The following is a 664-nucleotide window of genomic DNA, read 5'->3' on the forward strand; positions in this document are numbered from 1 at the left end:
TTTTAGAAATTTTTATTTCCTCCTTTCTCTCACAGCCTGCGCAGATTCCCAATGAACTTCCGCTCTCGCGGGGCGCAAAGGTAATTCGCTTTTTTCTTTCCGGCAAGCTTTTCGTGAAAAAAATTTTATCTTTTTTACTAACTCCCTGCCTCCAGTAAATCTTAAGAACTTCGCCGTTATTGCGGGTGCAAAAGTACGCATCTTTTTCGCCTGCGCAAGCTTTTTCTTCATCTTTTTTTGATGTTTTCTTCATCTTTCCCGTAACTCGCTGGAACGCTTCGACTTGGAGGCGGAAGTTTTTTTTATCTTTTCTTTAAATATCTGGGATTTAGGGATGCCTGGGGAATGCACGGCGCTTGTTTTGCCATGCAAGGCATTGAAGGGCATCTGTGCCGGGGCGGCTTTTTTTTGCAGGCTGTCTGCGCGATCCCGGTCCCGTAGCTTCCAGGAATGCGGGAAGGCTTCTCCCCCAGCCCCGATTGGCGGCCGCGAGCTCTTGCCGCCGGGGTTCGGCGGGAAGACTGCGGCAGAAAGCGGGAATTGCGTGTGCTGGCAAAAGAAAGGCCTTTCGCTGCCGGGAAAAATTACATATATATAAGGAAGGGGTTTTGTTTTCTGTTTTGGGGAATTGGCCTGGGGTTGCCGCGCAAATAAAAAGACAGCC

General features: G+C 48.9%; 2 protein-coding genes. Both read right to left on the bottom strand.

What is annotated here, in order from left to right; genetic code table 11:
• The coding region (locus ACFPVY_RS15690; protein ID WP_379793090.1) for a hypothetical protein at positions 1-253 on the bottom strand (253 nt) is incomplete at its 3' end.
• Positions 250-664, bottom strand: a 415-nt coding sequence (locus ACFPVY_RS15695) for a hypothetical protein (RefSeq protein ID WP_379793092.1), incomplete at its 5' end; no start/stop codon positions are given. The genes ACFPVY_RS15695 and ACFPVY_RS15690, both read right to left, overlap by 4 nt.

This window comes from Flavobacterium qiangtangense, from assembly GCF_042658345.1.
Classification (GTDB): Bacteria; Bacteroidota; Bacteroidia; order Flavobacteriales; family Flavobacteriaceae; genus Flavobacterium; species Flavobacterium qiangtangense.